This window comes from Streptomyces sp. Y20 (assembly GCF_043195475.1).
Taxonomy (GTDB): domain Bacteria; phylum Actinomycetota; class Actinomycetes; order Streptomycetales; family Streptomycetaceae; genus Streptomyces.
The window spans coordinates 468946-485884 of record NZ_JBIDDP010000004.1; the positions used below are offsets into that span (position 1 = coordinate 468946).

The following is a 16939-nucleotide window of genomic DNA, read 5'->3' on the forward strand; positions in this document are numbered from 1 at the left end:
GGCGGCGGCCCGGCACGAATGCTGGAATGCTGGACCTCCGTAGGACGTCAGGGACGCACGTCACCGCCCGGTACCGCGGCGGGCGTGGTCGCCGGATCGGGCTGTGGGGGGCCGAAGGATCGTGGAGGACAGGGTGCGGGTGGTCATCGCCGAGGACTCAGTGCTGCTCAGGGAGGGCCTGACCCGGTTGCTGACCGACCGCGGGCACGAGGTCGTGGCCGGTGTCGGGGACGCGGACGCGCTGGTGAAGACCATCTCGGCGCTGGATGAGCAGGGGCAGTTGCCCGACGTGGTCGTGGCCGACGTACGGATGCCGCCGACCCACACCGACGAGGGGGTCCGGGCGGCCGTACTGCTGCGCAGGCTGCACCCGGGGCTCGGGGTGCTGGTGCTGTCGCAGTACGTGGAGGAGCGTTACGCCACCGAGCTGCTGGCCGGATCCAGCCGTGGCGTGGGCTATCTGCTGAAGGACCGGGTCGCGGACGTACGGGAGTTCGTGGACGCGGTGGTGCGGGTCGCCGAGGGCGGTACGGCGCTGGACCCGGAGGTGGTGGCGCAGCTGCTCGGCCGCAGCCGCAAGCAGGACGTGCTGGTGGGGCTGACCCCGCGGGAGCGGGAGGTGCTCGGGCTGATGGCGGAGGGGCGGACGAACTCGGCGATCGCCCGGCAGCTGGTGGTCAGCGACGGGGCCGTGGAGAAGCACGTCAGCAACATCTTCCTGAAGCTCGGACTGGCCCCGAGCGTCGGGGACCACCGTCGGGTTCTGGCCGTTCTCACGTACCTGAACTCCTGACCGGACGGACCGGCGCCGGCACCGCGTCGGCGTGCCGTCAGCGCGCCCGGCTTCCGTTGGGGGCGGGCACCGGAGGGAGTCCTGGAACGGGAACTCGCGGACGCGCGGCCGGGTGAAAGGCCCGGGAGAGAACCGGGAACGCGCGGGGAATGCCTGGCCGGCGGCCCGGTGACGCGGGACATGATGTGACCCAGCGCGACAGGCCGTCTCGAAATGTCGACCGATCCACGGAAGACCTCGGGAAGGCGACCCTAACCGACGTAGGGTTGATCCGGGATGGTCCGTGGGACGACCGCGCCCCGGACAGCCGCCTCGAAGGAGGTCCAGTTCAGTGACCAGCCAGGTCAGCAGCCCAGCGGAGCAGGCCGACGACGGATCGGTCGTGGGAGAACAGCGCAAACCGGGCGGCGCGAAGGACGTGCGGCGCCTGGACCGGGTGATCATCCGGTTCGCGGGGGACTCGGGTGACGGCATGCAGCTCACCGGTGACCGGTTCACCTCGGAGACCGCCACCTTCGGCAACGACCTCTCCACCCTGCCGAACTTCCCCGCCGAGATCCGCGCCCCCGCCGGCACCCTGCCGGGTGTCTCGTCCTTCCAGCTGCACTTCGCCGACCACGACATCCTCACCCCCGGAGACGCGCCGAACGTCCTGGTCGCGATGAACCCGGCCGCCCTGAAGGCCAACATCGGCGACCTCCCGCGCGGGGCCGAGATCATCGTCAACACCGACGAGTTCACCAAGCGGGCCCTGCAGAAGGTCGGTTACGCCGGCTCTCCGCTGGAGGACGGCTCGCTCGACGGCTACAGCCTCCACCCGGTGCCGCTGACCACGCTCACGGTCGAGGCGCTGAAGGAGTTCGACCTCTCCCGCAAGGAGGCCGAGCGCAGCAAGAACATGTTCGCGCTGGGCCTGCTCAGCTGGATGTACCACCGGCCCACCGAGGGCACGGAGACGTTCCTGCGGAGCAAGTTCGCGAGGAAGCCGGAGATCGCCGCCGCCAACATCGCCGCCTTCCGGGCGGGCTGGAACTTCGGCGAGACGACGGAGGACTTCGCGGTCTCCTACGAGGTCGCCCCGGCCGCCCGGGCGTTCCCGGTCGGCACCTACCGGAACATCTCCGGGAACCTCGCCCTGGCCTACGGCCTGATCACCGCGTCGCGGCAGGCGGATCTGCCCCTGTTCCTGGGGTCGTACCCGATCACCCCGGCCTCGGACATCCTGCACGAACTGAGCAAGCACAAGAACTTCGGCGTGCGCACCTTCCAGGCCGAGGACGAGATCGCGGGCATCGGCGCGGCCCTGGGCGCGGCGTTCGGCGGTTCGCTGGCGGTGACGACGACTTCGGGGCCGGGTGTGGCGCTGAAGTCGGAGACGATCGGCCTCGCGGTGTCGCTGGAGCTGCCGCTGCTGGTCGTCGACATCCAGCGCGGCGGCCCGTCCACCGGCCTGCCGACCAAGACCGAGCAGGCCGATCTGCTGCAGGCGATGTACGGCCGCAACGGCGAGGCGCCGGTGCCGGTGGTCGCGCCGAGGACCCCGGCCGACTGCTTCGACGCGGCCGTGGAGGCGGCCCGGATCGCGCTGACGTACCGCACGCCGGTGATGCTGCTGTCGGACGGTTACCTGGCCAACGGTTCCGAGCCGTGGCGCATCCCCGAGCTGGACGAGCTGCCCGACCTGCGGGTTCGGTTCGCCTCCGGCCCGAACCACACGCTGGAGGACGGCACCGAGGTCTTCTGGCCCTACAAGCGGGACCCGCAGACCCTGGCCCGGCCCTGGGCGGTGCCGGGCACCGAGGGCCTGGAGCACCGGATCGGCGGCATCGAGAAGCAGGACGGCACGGGCAACATCTCCTACGACCCGGCCAACCACGACTTCATGGTCCGCACCCGGCAGGCCAAGATCGACGGCATCGACGTTCCCGACGTGGAGGTCGACGACCCGCACGGCGCCCGGACCCTGGTCCTCGGCTGGGGTTCCACCTACGGGCCGATCACGGCGGCGGTGCGGCGGCTCCGGACGGCCGGCGAGCCGATCGCACAGGCCCATCTGCGCCACCTCAACCCCTTCCCCCGCAACCTCGGCACGGTCCTGAAGAGCTACGACAAGGTCGTGATCCCCGAGATGAACCTCGGGCAGCTCGCCACCCTCGTCCGGGCGAAGTACCTGGTCGACGCCCACTCCTACAACCAGGTCAACGGCATGCCGTTCAAGGCGGAGCAGCTCGCCGCGGCACTGAAGGAGGCCATCGATGACTGACACCGGCAACGGGCTGCTGCACCTGGTCCCCCGGGCCGAGGCCAAGCAGTCGATGAAGGACTTCAAGTCGGACCAGGAGGTGCGCTGGTGCCCGGGCTGTGGTGACTACGCGATCCTCGCGGCCGTGCAGGGCTTCATGCCGGAGCTGGGCCTGGCGCGCGAGAACATCGTCTTCGTCTCCGGTATCGGCTGCTCCTCCCGCTTCCCGTACTACCTGAACACCTACGGGATGCACTCCATCCACGGCCGTGCCCCGGCCATCGCGACCGGCCTGGCCGCCTCGCGCCGTGATCTGAGCGTCTGGGTCGTCACCGGTGACGGCGACGCGCTGTCCATCGGCGGCAACCATCTGATCCACGCCCTGCGCCGCAACGTCAATCTGAAGATCCTGCTGTTCAACAACCGGATCTATGGCCTGACCAAGGGCCAGTACTCGCCGACCTCCGAGGTCGGCAAGATCACCAAGTCGACGCCGATGGGCTCGCTCGACGCCCCCTTCAACCCCGTCTCCCTCGCCATCGGCGCGGAGGCGTCGTTCGTGGCGCGCACGATCGACTCCGACCGCAAGCACCTCACCGAGGTGCTCCGGCAGGCCGCCGCCCACCCGGGCACGGCCCTGATCGAGATCTACCAGAACTGCAACATCTTCAACGACGGCGCCTTCGACGCCCTGAAGGACAAGCAGCAGGCCGAGGAGGCGCTGATCCGGCTGGAGCACGGGCAGCCGATCCGCTTCGGTGCCGACGGGGCGAGAGGCGTCGTACGGGATGCGCGGACCGGTGATCTCAGGGTGGTGGCGGTGACCGAGGAGAACGAGGCGGACATCCTGGTGCACGACGCCCACGCCGCGTCCCCCACCACCGCCTTCGCCCTGTCCCGGCTGGCCGACCCGGACACCCTGCACCACACTCCGATCGGCGTTCTCCGCTCCGTCGAACGGCCGGTCTACGACACCCAGATGGCCGACCAGCTCGACACGGCCGTCGAGCAGCACGGCAAGGGCGACCTGGGCGCGCTGCTGGCCGGCGGGGACACCTGGACGGTCGTCGGCTGACCCGTCCGCCGGTTCACGAGGCCCGGGGCGGGATGCCCCGGGCCTCTTCGTTCGCGCGGCGGCGCTCGTCGTAGGCCCGGCGGGCCCGCTCCACCTCGTCCATGCGGTGCCGCGTCCAGCCGGCGAGGGCGCGCACCTGTTCCGCCGCCTCGCGGCCGAGGCCGGTGAGCGAGTAGTCGACGCGGGGCGGGATGACCGGCTTGGCGTCGCGGTGCACCAGGCCGTCGCGTTCCAGGGTCTGGAGGGTCTGGGTGAGCATCTTCTCGCTGACGTCCCGGCCGCCGTTCCGGCTGACCGTCCGGCGCAGCTCACCGAAGCGGTGCGGCCGTTCGAGCAGTGCGACGAGGACGAGGACGCCCCAGCGGCTGGTGACGTGTTCCAGGACGAGCCGGTAGGGGCAGAGCGCCTCGGCGTCCACGGCCCGCTTGGTTACTGCCATACCAGTACCTTACTTCAAAGTGGGTACTATCTATTCGTTAGCGCCGCTCCTACGGTGAGTGTCACCAAGCCATCTCCCCGAGAAGCCCAGGAGTGCTGAACCATGAGCATCATCGTCACCGGAGCCACCGGACAGCTCGGCCGTCACGTGGTGGAGCAGCTGCTGGAGAAGGTGCCGGCGCAACAGATCACCGCCGTCGTGCGCGACGAGGCGAAGGGTGCCGGCTTCGCGGCCCGGGGTGTGCGTCTGGCCGTCGCCGACTACAACGCGCCCGAGACCTTCGACGGCCTGTTCGCCGCCGGCGACAAGGTCCTGCTGATCTCCGGCAACGAGTTCGGCAAGGGCCGGGCGCGCCAGCACAGCGTGGTCATCGACGCCGCCGCGGCCGCCGGGGTGGCGCTGCTGGCGTACACCAGCGCCCCGGGCACCCTGACGGCCGCGCTGGCCGACGACCACCGTGCCACCGAGGAGGCCCTGCTCGCCTCCGGCCTGCCCTACAGCCTGCTGCGCAACGGCTGGTACCACGAGAACTACACCGAGCACCTGGCCCCGGTCCTGGAGCACGGGGCGGTCGTGGCCGCGGCCGGTGACGGCCGGGTCTCCTCGGCCGCCCGCGCCGACTACGCCGCCGCCGCGGTCGCGGTGCTGACCGGCGAGGGGCACGAGAACACGACGTACGAGCTGGGCGGCGACGAGGCGTGGAGCTTCGCCGAGTACGCGGCCGAGCTGAGCCGCCGGACCGGCCGGGAGATCGCCTACACCCCGGTCACCGTCGAGGCCCTCACCGGCATCCTGACCGGCGCCGGGCTGCCCGCGCCGGTGGCCGGGATGCTGGCCGGGGTGGACGCCTCGATCGAGAAGGGGGAGCTGGTGGTCACCTCCGGTGACCTGTCCCGGCTCATCGGCCGGCCGGCCACCCCGCTCGCCGCGGCCGTCACCGCCGCGCTCCAGGACTGACCCCGGCACCCCCTCAGGCTGTCATGACCGTATGGCGATACGGGCATGACATCCGGAGGTGTCCGGCGTTACCTTCTTTCTCGCGCGCGTACGCGGGTTGCGCGGGCGGAAGGAGGGGACGTGGCCGGGACGTCCGAGGGTGAGCACCGCACAGGCCTGCTGAACGGCTTCGCCGCCTACGGGATGTGGGGGCTGGTCCCCCTGTTCTGGCCCCTGCTGAAGCCGGCCGGGGCCGCGGAGATCCTGGCCCACCGCATGGTGTGGTCCCTCGCCTTCGTGGCCGTCGCGCTGCTCTTCGTCCGCCGCTGGGCCTGGGCCGGCGAGCTGCTGCGCCGCCCGCGGCAGCTCGGCCTCATCACCGTGGCGGCCGCCGTCATCACCGTGAACTGGGGCGTCTACATCTGGGCGGTGAACGCCGGCCACGTCGTGGAGGCCTCGCTCGGCTACTTCATCAACCCGCTGGTCACCATCGCGATAGGCGTGCTCGTCCTCAAGGAACGGCTGCGGCCCGTCCAGTGGGCGGCGGTCGCGGTCGGCCTGACCGCCGTCGTCGTCCTGACCGTCGGCTACGGCCACCCGCCGTGGATCTCCCTCTGCCTCGCCTTCTCCTTCGCCACCTACGGGCTGGTGAAGAAGAAGGTGGGCCTCGGCGGCGTCGAGTCGCTGGCCGCCGAGACCGCGATCCAGTTCGTCCCGGCGCTCGGCTACCTGCTGTGGCTGACCACGCGCGGCGAGTGCACCTTCGTGACCGGGGGGACGGGCCACGCCGCCCTGCTCGCCTCGACCGGCGTCGTCACCGCGCTCCCCCTGGTCTGCTTCGGCGCGGCGGCGATCCGGGTGCCCCTGTCGACGCTGGGCCTGCTGCAGTACCTCGCCCCCGTCTTCCAGTTCCTGCTCGGCGTCGTCCACTTCCACGAGGCCATGCCGGCCGAGCGGTGGGCCGGGTTCGCGCTGGTCTGGCTGGCACTGATCCTGCTCACGGGCGACGCCCTGCGCACCGCGCGGCGGACGGCGCGGTTCGCCGTACCCGGACCGGCCGGCGTCCCGGCCCCGGGACCGGCCGGCGCCACGGCTTACGCATCGGTCCCGGAGCCGGCTCCGGAGCCGGCTCCGGCGTCGGCTTCCGCAGACGCCTGACCGGCGCGGAACGAATCCCTCCACCGGCGGGTCCGGTTATAAGTGGGAGTCATGACCACACAGGCGCCCGCCCCGCTGCACTGGAAGCTCGTCATCGACGCGGCCGACCCGCACACGCAGGCCGATTTCTGGTCCGCCGCGCTGCACTACACGGCCGAGGACAACAGCGCCCTCATCGAACAGCTGCTGTCCCTGGGCGCGCTGTCCGGCGAGGCCACCGTCGAGTACCACGGCCGCCCGGCCTTCCGGGACCTGATCGCCGTGCGGCACCCCGACGACCCGTACGACCCGCGGACCGGCACCGGGCTCGGCCGGCGGCTGCTGTTCCAGCGCGTACCGGAGCCGAAGACCGGCAAGAACCGGCTCCACCTCGACCTGCACCCCGGCCCGGACCGGCGCGCGGAGGAGGTGTCACGGCTGGAGGCGCTGGGCGCGCGGCTGCTGCGGGAGGTGGCGGAGCCCTCCGGTCGGTGGGCGGTGATGGCCGACCCTGAGGACAACGAGTTCTGCGTCCACTAGGGGACCGGTCGGGGACCGTTCCAGGGTGTGCGGGGACGGTGGTCGCCGAAGGTCACGGCCGGGCGGCGCGGGCCGCGCGGTCGGACAGGCGGACCATGCGGGCGCGGGCGGACTCCAGGGGGCGTGGATCGTCGGCGGCGGGACCCGGCTCGGCGCTGAGGTCCGTCCACAGGTCGATCAGGTCGCGGCCCAGCCGCAGGCCCTCCTCGGGGTCGCGCACCGCGCGCCAGGCGGTCGCCGCGCTCTGCACGTTGCCGTAGGCGGCCTCCCCGTCCCGTGCCTGGCGGCGCAGCCGGGCGAGGTCCAGGGACAGCCGGAAGGCACGGACCGGGTCGCCCCCCAGGTAGGCGATGTAGGCGGACAGTTCCCGCAGGTGCAGCACCTCGGCGTGCCGGGTGCCGAGCACGGCGGTGGCCTCGGCGAGCGTACGGTCGGCCAGTTCCGCCGCCGCGTCGATACGGCCCGCCCGTACGGCCTCGTTGATGCGGGTCATCGGCTCGGTGAGCAGCTCGGCGCCCTCGGCGGTCTCGGTCACGGGGCCGTCCCCGAGCACCTCCTCGGCGACGGCGTCGAACCCGCGGGCCGGGGTGTGGGCGACGGCTTCCCGCGACACGGCGAGAACGGCCTCCGCCGGTATGGCGGCGACGGCCCGCGCCGGTGCGGCGGTGGCGGTGGCGGCCCCCGCACGGACGGCGGTGACGGCGGCTGCGGACTCCGCACGGACGGCGTGGGCGGCGGCTGCCGCCGGTACGGCGGTGGCGGTCCTCGCCGGTGCGCCCGCGCCCGGTCCCGGTGGGGCCGGCACCCGGACCGGCTCCCCCGTCGTCCGGCTGGAGCCGTCCGTCGCGACCTCCAGGGGCACCACCCAGCCCGTGCGGTCGTCGCGGACCGTGGCGCGTACGGGGGCGCCGACGCTGATGGCCAGGCGCTGGAGGTGGTTCAGGACGGCCTGCTGGATCTCCTCGCCCGGGACCGCCACGACCGGGGCCCCGTCCACCGACGCGTCCCCCGTGCCGAACACCTCGACGGACACCGCCGCCGGGTGCGCCACGGGCTGAAGCGCCCGCTTCTTCTCGAAGCTGACTCGAGCCATCGGTATGCCCCTCACTCCCCTGGCGCCGCGATCCGGTCGTACGCGTCCTGCCACCCAGTCTGTCGGGTAGGGCGGGTTCCCGCGTCACCGCGACGTCACAGCCTCGCACCAGCCACACTCTGGTCAAATTTCCTTGCACGTGCATAAGATGCATGTGCGTTGATTGGCGGTACGGCATCACTCACCTGGGGGACCCCATGACCCGTCGCTTCCTCTTCGTCCTGGGCAGCGCCCGCGCCGAGGGCAACACCGAACTGCTGGCCCGCGCGGCAGCCGAGCAACTGCCCGCGGACACCGAGCAGCAGTGGATCCGGCTCGCCGACCACCCCCTGCCCGACTTCGTGGACCTGCGGCACGACAGCGAGTACGACCGGCCGTCGCCGGACACCCCCGCCGGTCTGCTGCTGGACGCCACGCTCGCGGCGACCGACATCGTGATCGCCTCACCCCTGTACTGGTACTCGGTGTCCAGCCTCACCAAGCGCTACCTCGACTACTGGTCGGCCTGGCTGCGCACCCCCGGCGCCGACTTCAGGGACACGATGGCCGGCCGTACGCTCTGGGGCGTCGCCGCCCTCGCGCACGACGAGCAGGCGGTCGCCGCCCCCTACACCGGCACGCTCACCCACTCCGCCGCCTATCTGAAGATGCGCTTCGGCGGGGTCCTGCTCGGCAACGGCAGCGCGCCCGGTGACGTACGCGGGGACGCGGACGCGCTCGCGCGCGCGAAGACGTTCTTCGCACAGGACGCTCCGCTCGCGCGCTTCCCCCACGAGACGGCCGGCGTCTGAGCCGCGCCCCGAGGTCACGCGCTGATGTCCTTCGTCGTGAACCGCGCCCAGGCCGCCGAGCCGAACACGGCCGCGTACAACGCCTGGAGGCCGAGGTTGCGCGTCAGGCCGTCCCAGTAGACGGGGTCGCGCATCAGGTCGGCGAAGGACAGCCAGTAGTGCGGGAACAGGTACGGCTGGAGCGCGTGCAGCTGAGGTATCTGGTCGACGATCTGGACGGTGACGAGCAGGCCGATCGTGGTCGCCATGGCCGCGATGCCGCTCTGGGTGAGCGTCGACACGAACAGGCCGACGGCCGCCACCCCGACCAGTGAGGCCGCCACGACCAGGGCGATGAGCAGGGCCCGGCCGAAACCCTCGGCGAGGCCGATCCGGGTGCCGGAGATGGTGGTCAGCTCGCCCAGCGGGAAGAGCAGTACGCCGACGGCCAGCGCGGAGACCGCGACGACCAGGGTGGCGAGCAGACAGAACACCAGTACCGTCGCGTACTTGGTGAGCAGCAGCCGGGTGCGGCCGGCCGGAGCGACCAGCAGATAGCGCAGGGTGCCACCGCCCGCCTCCCCCGCGATCGCGTCGCCCGCGACGACACCCACCGCCATCGGCAGGAAGAACGGCAGGGTGGCGGCCAGCGCGGTGAAGACCAGGAACAGTCCGTTGTTGGTGACCTGGGTGAGGAACGCCGGGCCCGCGCCGTTCCCGCCCGCCGGGGCGCCGTCCCGCGTCTCGATCCGCACCGCGATCCCGATCAGCACCGGCACCGCGGCCAGCACCCCGAGCAGGGCGAGCGTGCGCCAGCGGCGGACGGTGGTGACCAGCTCGCTGCGCAGCAGTCCGAAGGTCCACAGCGGGTTCGGCTTCCGCGCGGCGCCCGCCGGGTCAGCGCGTGACATCGAATCCCTCTCCCGTCAGCATGACGAACGCGTCCTCCAGCGAGGCCCGTTCGACGGTGAGGCCCCGGACCCGGACGCCCGCGGTGACCAGGGCCGCGGTCACCTCGGCGAGGTCCCGGGCGGGCGGTTCGCCGGTGACCCGGTCGCCGTCGGCGGCCACGTCCCCGACGCCCTGTTCCGTGAGCACCCGGGCCGCCTGGGCCGTGTCCGGGGTGGTCACCACCAGCCGGCCGCGCGCCCCGGCTGCCAGGTCGGCCACCGGCCCCTGGGCGACGAGCCGCCCCCGCGTCATGACCGCCGCGTGCGTGCACACCTGCTCGATCTCGTCGAGGAGATGGGAGGAGAGGAAGACGGTCGTACCGTCGGCGGCCAGCTCCCTGACCAGGGTGCGGATCTCCCGCATGCCCTGCGGGTCGAGGCCGTTGGTGGGCTCGTCCAGGACCAGCAGTGCGCGGGGCCGGAGCAGCGCGGCGGCCAGGCCGAGGCGTTGTTTCATGCCCAGCGAGTACGCCTTCGCCTTCTTGCCGGCGGCGGCCGTGAGACCGACCCGGTCCAGTGCGGCGGCGACGCGGGCGCGCCGGGTGCGGGGGTCGGCGGCCGGGTCGGCGGCGTCGTAGCGCAGCAGGTTGTCCCGGCCGGAGAGGAAGCCGTACAGGGCGGGGCCCTCGATGAGCGCGCCGACCCGTGGAAGGACCGTGCGGGCGGCCCGGGGCATGGGCCGGCCCAGGAGCCGGACCGTGCCCGCGGTCGGCTCGATCAGGCCCATGAGCATGCGGATGGTGGTGGTCTTGCCGGATCCGTTGGGGCCGAGGAAACCGAAGACGCTGCCCGCCGGGACGGTCAGGTCGAGACCGTCGACGGCGAGCTGTCCGCCCCGGTAGCGCTTGGTGAGCCCGCGCGTGGCGATGACGCTCGCCCCCGCCACCGCGGGCCCGGGCTCCGGCGTGGGCCCCCGGCCGGGCTCCGCGGCGGACGGCTCGTCCATCGGCTCCCCCTCGCTTCGCCGCGCCCGGACGGACTACTTCGCCGCGTCGGCCGCCTTCACCAGGGCGGCCTTGGTGACCGCGCCGGCGTAGACCTTGCCGTCGTCGGTGATCAGGGCGTTGACCAGGCGGGTGGAGAAGACCGTGCCCTTGCCGAAGGCCCCGGAGACCGGCTCACCGAGCGAGCCGAGGAAGCCGCCGAGGTCACCGCCCTTGGAGCCGGTGGGCAGGCCGCCCTTGGCACCGGTGTCGAAGGCGGCGACGGACGTCCAGCCCTTGCCGAGGACCGTGGCCCCGCGCAGCCCCTTGGCGAACTCCCCGCCGCTCCGCGGGCCGTGCTCCGGCGCCGGGTGCCCGTCCCTGGACTTCCCGTCCGCCCTCGGGGCGTGCCCGGGACCCGCGTCCCCGTCCTCGCCCTCGGTGACCTTCGCGCCCTTGGGCGGGGTGAAGTCGAAGGTGGAGGCGGCCGGTTCGGCGAAGGAGACCCGGGTGAAGCCGGCGTCGACCACGGCGGCGCCGCCGCCGCTGGGGGTGAGCGTGAACTTCAGCGGCAGACCCGTCCGCGCGTCCACGGCGATGCTGATCGCGCCGACGGTGGTGCCGGACTGCCTGGGCTTGATCAGCAGCTTGTAGGCGTCGCGCCCGGCGACCTGGGCCGTGCCGTCGACGGTGACGGACGTGGTGGTGTCGACCGACTTCAGGACCTGGTCGGCGAAGTCCTTCGGCGTGGCCGGCTGCCGGGTCCTGCGGTCCCCGCCGGAGCCGGCCGCGGTGGAGTGGTGTACCTCGTTGCTCTTGCTGTCGTAGCCCCAGACGTCCTTGCCGTCGTGGATCAGGCTGTACTCGGCGCCGCTCTCCAGCAGCGACAGCTTCTGCCGGTCGGGGCCGTCGGCGGCGACGCGCAGGGTGTGCGTGCCGGAGACCAGCTCGGTGAGCCTGGTCCGCGGGTCGGCGGAGGACCCGCCGCCGGAGCCCTTGTCCGCCCCGGAGAGCAGGCTGTTCTCCAGGCCGCCGAGTTCGGGCAGCCCCAGGTCGGTGCTGATCTTCACGGTGCCGGACAGCTGCTGCACGTCCGACCTGGCGATCTTCTCGACGAGCTGCTGGGCGCTGATCCTCGGCAGGTCGGGGTCACCGGAGTCGGCGAGCGCCGGGACGAGCCCGATCGTGGCCGCGGCCACCCCCACCACGGCGACGGGGACGGCGTACCGGGCGGCCTTGCGCCGGCCGGATCGCGGGTCCTCGTCGTGCGCGGCGCCCACTGCGTCGTCGGATGCGTACGGTGCCATGTGTGCCTTACCTCCGTCGTCGGCGGCGGCTGTCCCCACGCTGGTCCACCTGAGCCGCCATTCTCACCCGAATCGGTGAGGAGTGGTGATTTCCGTAGTGACCATCTGACCAAATCGGCCGCGCGGAAGCGTCAGCCCTCGGGGCCAACTCCGTGTACGTCTGCGGTATGACATACGAAGGCGGCATCTCCCCCGACCCGTAGGGGTCGTGCGGGAAGACGCCGCCCGAAGAGGTGTCCGGCCGGTTCAGCCGGCGCGGTGCACCACCGCGTCGCACAGCTCCAGCAGCGCCGCCTTGGCGTCGCACTCCCGCAGCGGCGCCAGCGCGGCCCGCGCCTCCTCCGCGTACCGCACGGTGTCCCGGCGGGCCTGCTCCAGCGCGGGGTGCGCGCGCAGCGCGGTCAGCGCCTCGGCGTGCCGGGCGTCGTCGCTGAGGTCGGAGTCCAGCAGCTCGCACAGCGCGAGGTCCTCGGACCGGCCCAGCCGGGCGGCGCGTTCGCGCAGCCGGAGCACGGGGAGGGTGGCAATGCCCTCGCGCAGGTCGGTGCCCGGGGTCTTGCCGGACTCGTGGGAGTCGGAGGCGATGTCCAGGACGTCGTCGGCGAGCTGGAAGGCGACGCCGAGCCGTTCGCCGTACTGGGTGAGCACGTCGACGACCCTTTCGTCGGCGCCGGACATCATCGCGCCGAACCGGCACGACACCGCCACCAGGGAACCCGTCTTGCCGCCGAGCACGTCCAGGTAGTGCTCGACCGGATCGCGGCCGTCCGAGGGGCCCGCGGTCTCCAGGATCTGGCCGGTGACGAGCCGTTCGAACGCGAGGGCCTGCACCCGGACCGCCTCGGGGCCGAGGTCGGCGAGGATCTGGGAGGCGCGGGCGAAGAGGAAGTCGCCGGTGAGGACCGCGACGGAGTTGCCCCAGCGCGTGTTGGCACTGGCCACGCCGCGCCGCACGGCCGCCTCGTCCATGACGTCGTCGTGGTACAGCGTGGCCAGATGGGTCAGCTCGACGACCACGGCGGACGGGACGACACCCGGCGCGTAGGGGTCGCCGAACTGCGCCGCGAGCATCACGAGCAGCGGCCTGAACCGCTTCCCACCGGCCCGTACGAGGTGCTGCGCGGCCTCCGTGATGAACGGGACCTCGCTCTTGGTGGCCTCGAGCAAGCCTTCCTCGACAGCCGTCAATCCGGCCTGGACATCGGCTTCCAGAGCCTGGTCCCGCACGCTCAGCCCGAACGGCCCGACGACGGTCACGAGGGGTCTCCTGTCTGCTGCTGTCTGCTGGCGATCACACGGTTTGTCGATAGGTCGCTGCCCTCACTCAACTCAGCGTATCCGGTCCTCTTTCGATCACCGATAGCGGCCAGCGGTCCAGCCCGGGCGGTATCGGATCAGAACGGCCATGAGTGTGATCAGGTGGTAAGAACGGACATTTATCGACTTAACGACAATTCATATCCCCTTCCGTGACTCTCCACCCCCGTGCCGAGCACCGGGGCGGGAATGCGCCGGCTCCCCCTTGTCTGTTTTGAACTGATTTGCCATTTCGTGAATTGGGTCACGCGGCGTTCCGGCCGGCCTCCGCCCCCGCGGCCTCCCGAATCCTTGCCCCGTGGGTGAGTTGAGGGTTGGCAGCCGCAAAGGATCAAGCACCCCATACGGCGTCGATCAAGGTCAAATAGTGCGTTGTGTGAATCCGGCACTTGTTCCCGACATGTGCTCTCGCATACGTTCCCGGCCGTCGGGCGGACGCCTAATCCTGCCGCCGCCCGCATCACCCATCGACGAACCCATTCGTACGGCAGGAGCGGGGGACCCAGGTAAGCCGCCGGGCCGGAACGGCACACGCCGCGCCGGAACGGCTAGGGGTGAAGCCGTGCCTCCTCCAGGGCACGGCCGGGCGCCTCCCCGCCCGAACCCGACAGCTCACCTCGCAGGCGTAGGAGAGGAACTTCCGCATGTCTGCCGCCGTTCAGCACCGCCGTTCCCGCAACAGCCGCCTCGTCCGCGCCCTCGCAGCCGTGGGCACCGGCGCCGCCGTCCTCGCCCTGCCGCTCATCGGCGCCACCAGCGCCGCCGCGGCCCCGACCACCGCCGCGGCGGCCACCACCCCCGCCGGCTACCCGAACACCCTCGACGGCTGGATCCGCGAGTCGCTCGCGATCATGGCCCAGAAGGGCATCCCGGGCACCTACAACGGCATCTACCGCAACATCATCCGCGAGTCGTCGGGCAACCCGGCCGCCATCAACCTGTGGGACTCCAACGCGGCCGCGGGCATCCCGTCCAAGGGCCTGCTCCAGGTCATCGACCCCACCTTCAAGGCCTACCACGTGGCCGGGACGTCGTTCGACATCTACGACCCGGTCGCGAACATCACCGCCGCCTGCAACTACGCGGCCGCGCGCTACGGCTCGATCGACAACGTGTTCGGCGCGTACTGACCGGCACCGGCGGCGGGCACTGCTGACATCCCGGTCAGTCGGCCGGGAACAGTCTCTCGAGGACGACGGCGACGCCGTCGTCCTCGTTGGACAAGGTGACCTCGTCCGCGACCGCCCTGAGTTCGGGGTGGGCGCCGGCCATCGCGACGCCGTGGGCCGCCCAGTCGAACATCGGGATGTCGTTGGGCATGTCGCCGAAGGCCACGGCCCGTCCGGCGCCGATCCCCAGCCGCTCCGCGGCCAGCGCGAGCCCCGTCGCCTTGGTCACCCCGCTCGGCTGGAGCTCCACGGTCCCCGGCCCCGACATCGTGACGGTCGCCAGGGAGCCCCCCACCGCGCGCGCCACGGCCGCCAGCTCGTCGTCCGACAGCTCGGCATGACGCAGCAGCACCTTGCTGATGGGCGCGCGCCACAGGTCGTCCCGCCGGCCGACCCGCAGCGCGGGCAGCGCCGGACGGGGCATCCGGTAGCCGGGCTCGATGAGCGTGAGCCCGTCCACGCCGTCCTGGTCGACCGCCGCGAAGACCTGCCCCACCTCCGCCTCGATCTTGCCGAGCGCGGTCTCCGCCAGCTCCCGGTCCAGCCGGACCGACCACAGCAGGCGGCCGGTCCCGGCGTCGTAGAGCTGCGCGCCCTGCCCGCACACCGCGAGCCCCGTGCATCCCAGGCGCGTCAGGAGCGGCCGTACCCGCGGGGCCGGGCGCCCCGTCACCACGAGGTGGCGGGCTCCGGCCCGCGCCACCCGCGCGAGCGCGGCGAGCGACCGGTCGGAGACGGTGTCGTCGCCACGCAGCAGCGTCCCGTCCAGGTCGGTGGCGATCAGGGCGTACGCGGGGGTGGGTGCCATGATCAGAGAATACGGACACCGCACCCCGCCGACTCACCCCGTTCTCCTGGCACTTACGTGCTGAGCGGCCCCGACCGGCCGGTTCCGGCCGGTCCCCGCGGGCCCTTCGGCCGTGGTCCCCGGCGGCTCCGCCGCCGCCTGCCCGGACGGAGGCGGAACGGGTGACGGCCCCGGGCGGAACACCTCACCCGTGGGCCGCCGCCAGGTGCCTCGCCAGCCGTGGGGACGCGAACTCCGTACCGCAGACGAAGCGCATCACCGGGCCGTACGAGGACGCCGCCGGCAGGCCGGTGAAGTACAGGCCCGGCACCGAGGAGACGTAACCGGGGCCGAGTCTCGGCGTGCCGCGGCTGAGCGCGAGCCCGGCGCGCAGTCCCGGGCCGAGGAAGTCCATCGCCGCGACGTCGACGCGGTAGCCGGTGGCGGCGATGACGTGGTCGGCGGTGAGCCGCTCGGTCCGCCCGGCGTGGGTGCGGACGGTGACCACGGGGCTGCCGTCGGGGGCCTCGGCGCCCACCACCCGCTCGACGTCCCGCACCCGCACCCCCTTCTCGAAGCGCTCGCGCAGCCACCAGGCGCCGAGCGGGCCGAGGACCCGGCGGACCAGGTAGTGACGGGTGGGCTCGGGCAGGAAGCGGTACGGCTGCGGGTGGTGGCTGAGCGCCCACAGCGACCAGGCGCGGCCGAACGGGGACCGCGGCCGGAACGCCGGCTGCTGCCAGGGCGGGCTGCCGAAGGCGACCCGCCCGCGTCCGCGCGCGACCACGCGCACGCGTGCGCCCGCCTCGGCGGCGAGCGTAGCCGTCTCCAGCGCGGACTGGCCGGCGCCGATGACGATCAGCTCCCGGCCGGCGAACCGGCCGAGGTCGTGGTGCTGGGAGCTGTGCGAGACGGGACCGGACGGGGAAGGCCCGCCGGGCGCCGCTCCCGCCAGCTCCGGCGGCAGGTGGGCGAGCCCCGCCAGGCCGGTGGCGACGACGACCGCGCGCGCGGTGAACAGCTCCCCGGAGTCCAGCCCGAGTGCGAAGCCGCCGCCCGGGCCGCGGTCGGCCGAGACGACACGCACCCGCTCCAGGCCGGGGACCAGCCGCTGCTGGAACCACTCGCCGTAGGCGGTGAACGTCTCCACCGGGATGATGTCCTCGTCGCTCACCAGGCGGCGGACGCCGGCCGCGTCGCAGTAGTCGGCGAGGGTGTGGCCGGGCTGGGGGCAGTCGAGGTTCGAGGCGGCGGGCGTCGACTTCAGGAGCATGCCCTCGGGCATGTGGTCACGCCAGCTGACCATGGGCTCGCCGAAGACGCGGACGGGGATGCCGCGCGCCCGCAGATGCGCGGCGGTGGACAGGCCGAACGGCCCCGCCCCGATGACTGCAACCGGTCGATTCACGAAGTCCCTCCCCAGGACGCGGTGCGCCACGCCGTCGTGGCCTTGCCTGCTTC

Annotated in this window: 16 protein-coding genes and 1 riboswitch; of the genes, 8 read left to right on the forward strand and 8 right to left on the reverse strand. The window is 72.6% G+C overall.

Annotated features, from left to right (window positions below; translation table 11 throughout):
* Positions 1–121: 121 nt before the first annotated feature.
* The 3 genes from ACGFT1_RS13570 (at position 122) to ACGFT1_RS13580 (ending at position 4110) form a co-directional block, all read left to right on the forward strand.
* Entirely contained in the window at positions 122–793 is a 672-nt protein-coding gene (locus ACGFT1_RS13570) for a response regulator transcription factor (protein WP_361991839.1), read from the forward strand.
* A 331-nt stretch (positions 794–1124) separates the two neighbouring features.
* Positions 1125–3056 (forward strand): 2-oxoacid:acceptor oxidoreductase subunit alpha, encoded by a 1932-nt coding sequence (locus tag ACGFT1_RS13575; RefSeq protein ID WP_373909103.1) that lies wholly within the window; start codon positions 1125–1127, stop codon positions 3054–3056.
* Positions 3049–4110: a 2-oxoacid:ferredoxin oxidoreductase subunit beta gene (locus ACGFT1_RS13580; protein ID WP_373909104.1), complete on the forward strand. Its 1062-nt coding sequence runs from the start codon at positions 3049–3051 to the stop codon at positions 4108–4110. The genes ACGFT1_RS13575 and ACGFT1_RS13580 overlap by 8 nt, the downstream gene beginning before the upstream one ends.
* Positions 4111–4123: 13 nt before the next feature.
* On the opposite strand, the gene ACGFT1_RS13585 is transcribed toward ACGFT1_RS13580, so the two are convergent.
* Positions 4124–4549 (reverse strand): winged helix-turn-helix transcriptional regulator, encoded by a 426-nt coding sequence (locus tag ACGFT1_RS13585; protein WP_373909105.1) that lies wholly within the window; start codon positions 4547–4549, stop codon positions 4124–4126.
* Between the two features lie 102 nt (positions 4550–4651).
* On the opposite strand from ACGFT1_RS13585, the gene ACGFT1_RS13590 reads away from it, so the two are divergent.
* From ACGFT1_RS13590 to ACGFT1_RS13600, 3 genes are all read left to right on the forward strand, one after another.
* Positions 4652–5506, forward strand: coding sequence for an NAD(P)H-binding protein (locus tag ACGFT1_RS13590; RefSeq protein WP_373909106.1), 855 nt, complete (start codon positions 4652–4654; stop codon positions 5504–5506).
* Between the two features lie 120 nt (positions 5507–5626).
* Entirely contained in the window at positions 5627–6643 is a 1017-nt protein-coding gene (gene rarD, locus ACGFT1_RS13595) for an EamA family transporter RarD (protein WP_373909107.1), read from the forward strand.
* A 51-nt stretch (positions 6644–6694) separates the two neighbouring features.
* On the forward strand, positions 6695–7162 hold the full coding sequence (locus ACGFT1_RS13600; RefSeq protein WP_373909108.1) for a VOC family protein: 468 nt from the start codon (positions 6695–6697) through the stop codon (positions 7160–7162).
* 52 nt (positions 7163–7214) lie between these two features.
* Here the strand turns inward: ACGFT1_RS13600 and ACGFT1_RS13605 are convergent, their stop codons facing one another.
* On the reverse strand, positions 7215–8255 hold the full coding sequence (locus ACGFT1_RS13605) for a hypothetical protein (protein ID WP_373909109.1): 1041 nt from the start codon (positions 8253–8255) through the stop codon (positions 7215–7217).
* A 197-nt stretch (positions 8256–8452) separates the two neighbouring features.
* Between ACGFT1_RS13605 and ACGFT1_RS13610 the strand changes: the two genes are divergently transcribed.
* Positions 8453–9046, forward strand: coding sequence for a flavodoxin family protein (locus ACGFT1_RS13610; protein WP_373909110.1), 594 nt, complete (start codon positions 8453–8455; stop codon positions 9044–9046).
* A 14-nt stretch (positions 9047–9060) separates the two neighbouring features.
* On the opposite strand, the gene ACGFT1_RS13615 is transcribed toward ACGFT1_RS13610, so the two are convergent.
* The 4 genes from ACGFT1_RS13615 to ACGFT1_RS13630 form a co-directional block, all read right to left on the reverse strand.
* Positions 9061–9936 carry an ABC transporter permease gene (locus tag ACGFT1_RS13615; protein WP_373909111.1) on the reverse strand — a complete coding sequence of 292 codons (876 nt, stop codon included), beginning with the start codon at positions 9934–9936 and terminating at the stop codon, positions 9061–9063.
* Positions 9923–10921, reverse strand: coding sequence for an ABC transporter ATP-binding protein (locus ACGFT1_RS13620; protein ID WP_373909112.1), 999 nt, complete (start codon positions 10919–10921; stop codon positions 9923–9925). The genes ACGFT1_RS13615 and ACGFT1_RS13620 overlap by 14 nt, the downstream gene beginning before the upstream one ends.
* 33 nt (positions 10922–10954) lie before the next feature.
* On the reverse strand, positions 10955–12205 hold the full coding sequence (locus ACGFT1_RS13625) for an outer membrane lipoprotein carrier protein LolA (RefSeq protein WP_373909113.1): 1251 nt from the start codon (positions 12203–12205) through the stop codon (positions 10955–10957).
* 246 nt (positions 12206–12451) lie between these two features.
* Positions 12452–13462: a polyprenyl synthetase family protein gene (locus ACGFT1_RS13630; protein WP_373909114.1), complete on the reverse strand. Its 1011-nt coding sequence runs from the start codon at positions 13460–13462 to the stop codon at positions 12452–12454.
* A 518-nt stretch (positions 13463–13980) separates the two neighbouring features.
* Positions 13981–14163, forward strand: a riboswitch (cyclic di-AMP (ydaO/yuaA leader).
* 3 nt (positions 14164–14166) lie between these two features.
* On the opposite strand from ACGFT1_RS13630, the gene ACGFT1_RS13635 reads away from it, so the two are divergent.
* Entirely contained in the window at positions 14167–14652 is a 486-nt protein-coding gene (locus tag ACGFT1_RS13635; RefSeq protein WP_373909115.1) for a transglycosylase SLT domain-containing protein, read from the forward strand.
* A 34-nt stretch (positions 14653–14686) separates the two neighbouring features.
* On the opposite strand, the gene ACGFT1_RS13640 is transcribed toward ACGFT1_RS13635, so the two are convergent.
* Both ACGFT1_RS13640 and ACGFT1_RS13645 read right to left on the reverse strand, forming a co-directional pair.
* On the reverse strand, positions 14687–15499 hold the full coding sequence (locus tag ACGFT1_RS13640; RefSeq protein ID WP_373909116.1) for an HAD family hydrolase: 813 nt from the start codon (positions 15497–15499) through the stop codon (positions 14687–14689).
* Positions 15500–15683: 184 nt separating this feature from the next.
* Positions 15684–16886 carry an FAD-dependent oxidoreductase gene (locus ACGFT1_RS13645; protein WP_373909117.1) on the reverse strand — a complete coding sequence of 401 codons (1203 nt, stop codon included), beginning with the start codon at positions 16884–16886 and terminating at the stop codon, positions 15684–15686.
* Between the last annotated feature and the right edge of the window lie 53 nt (positions 16887–16939).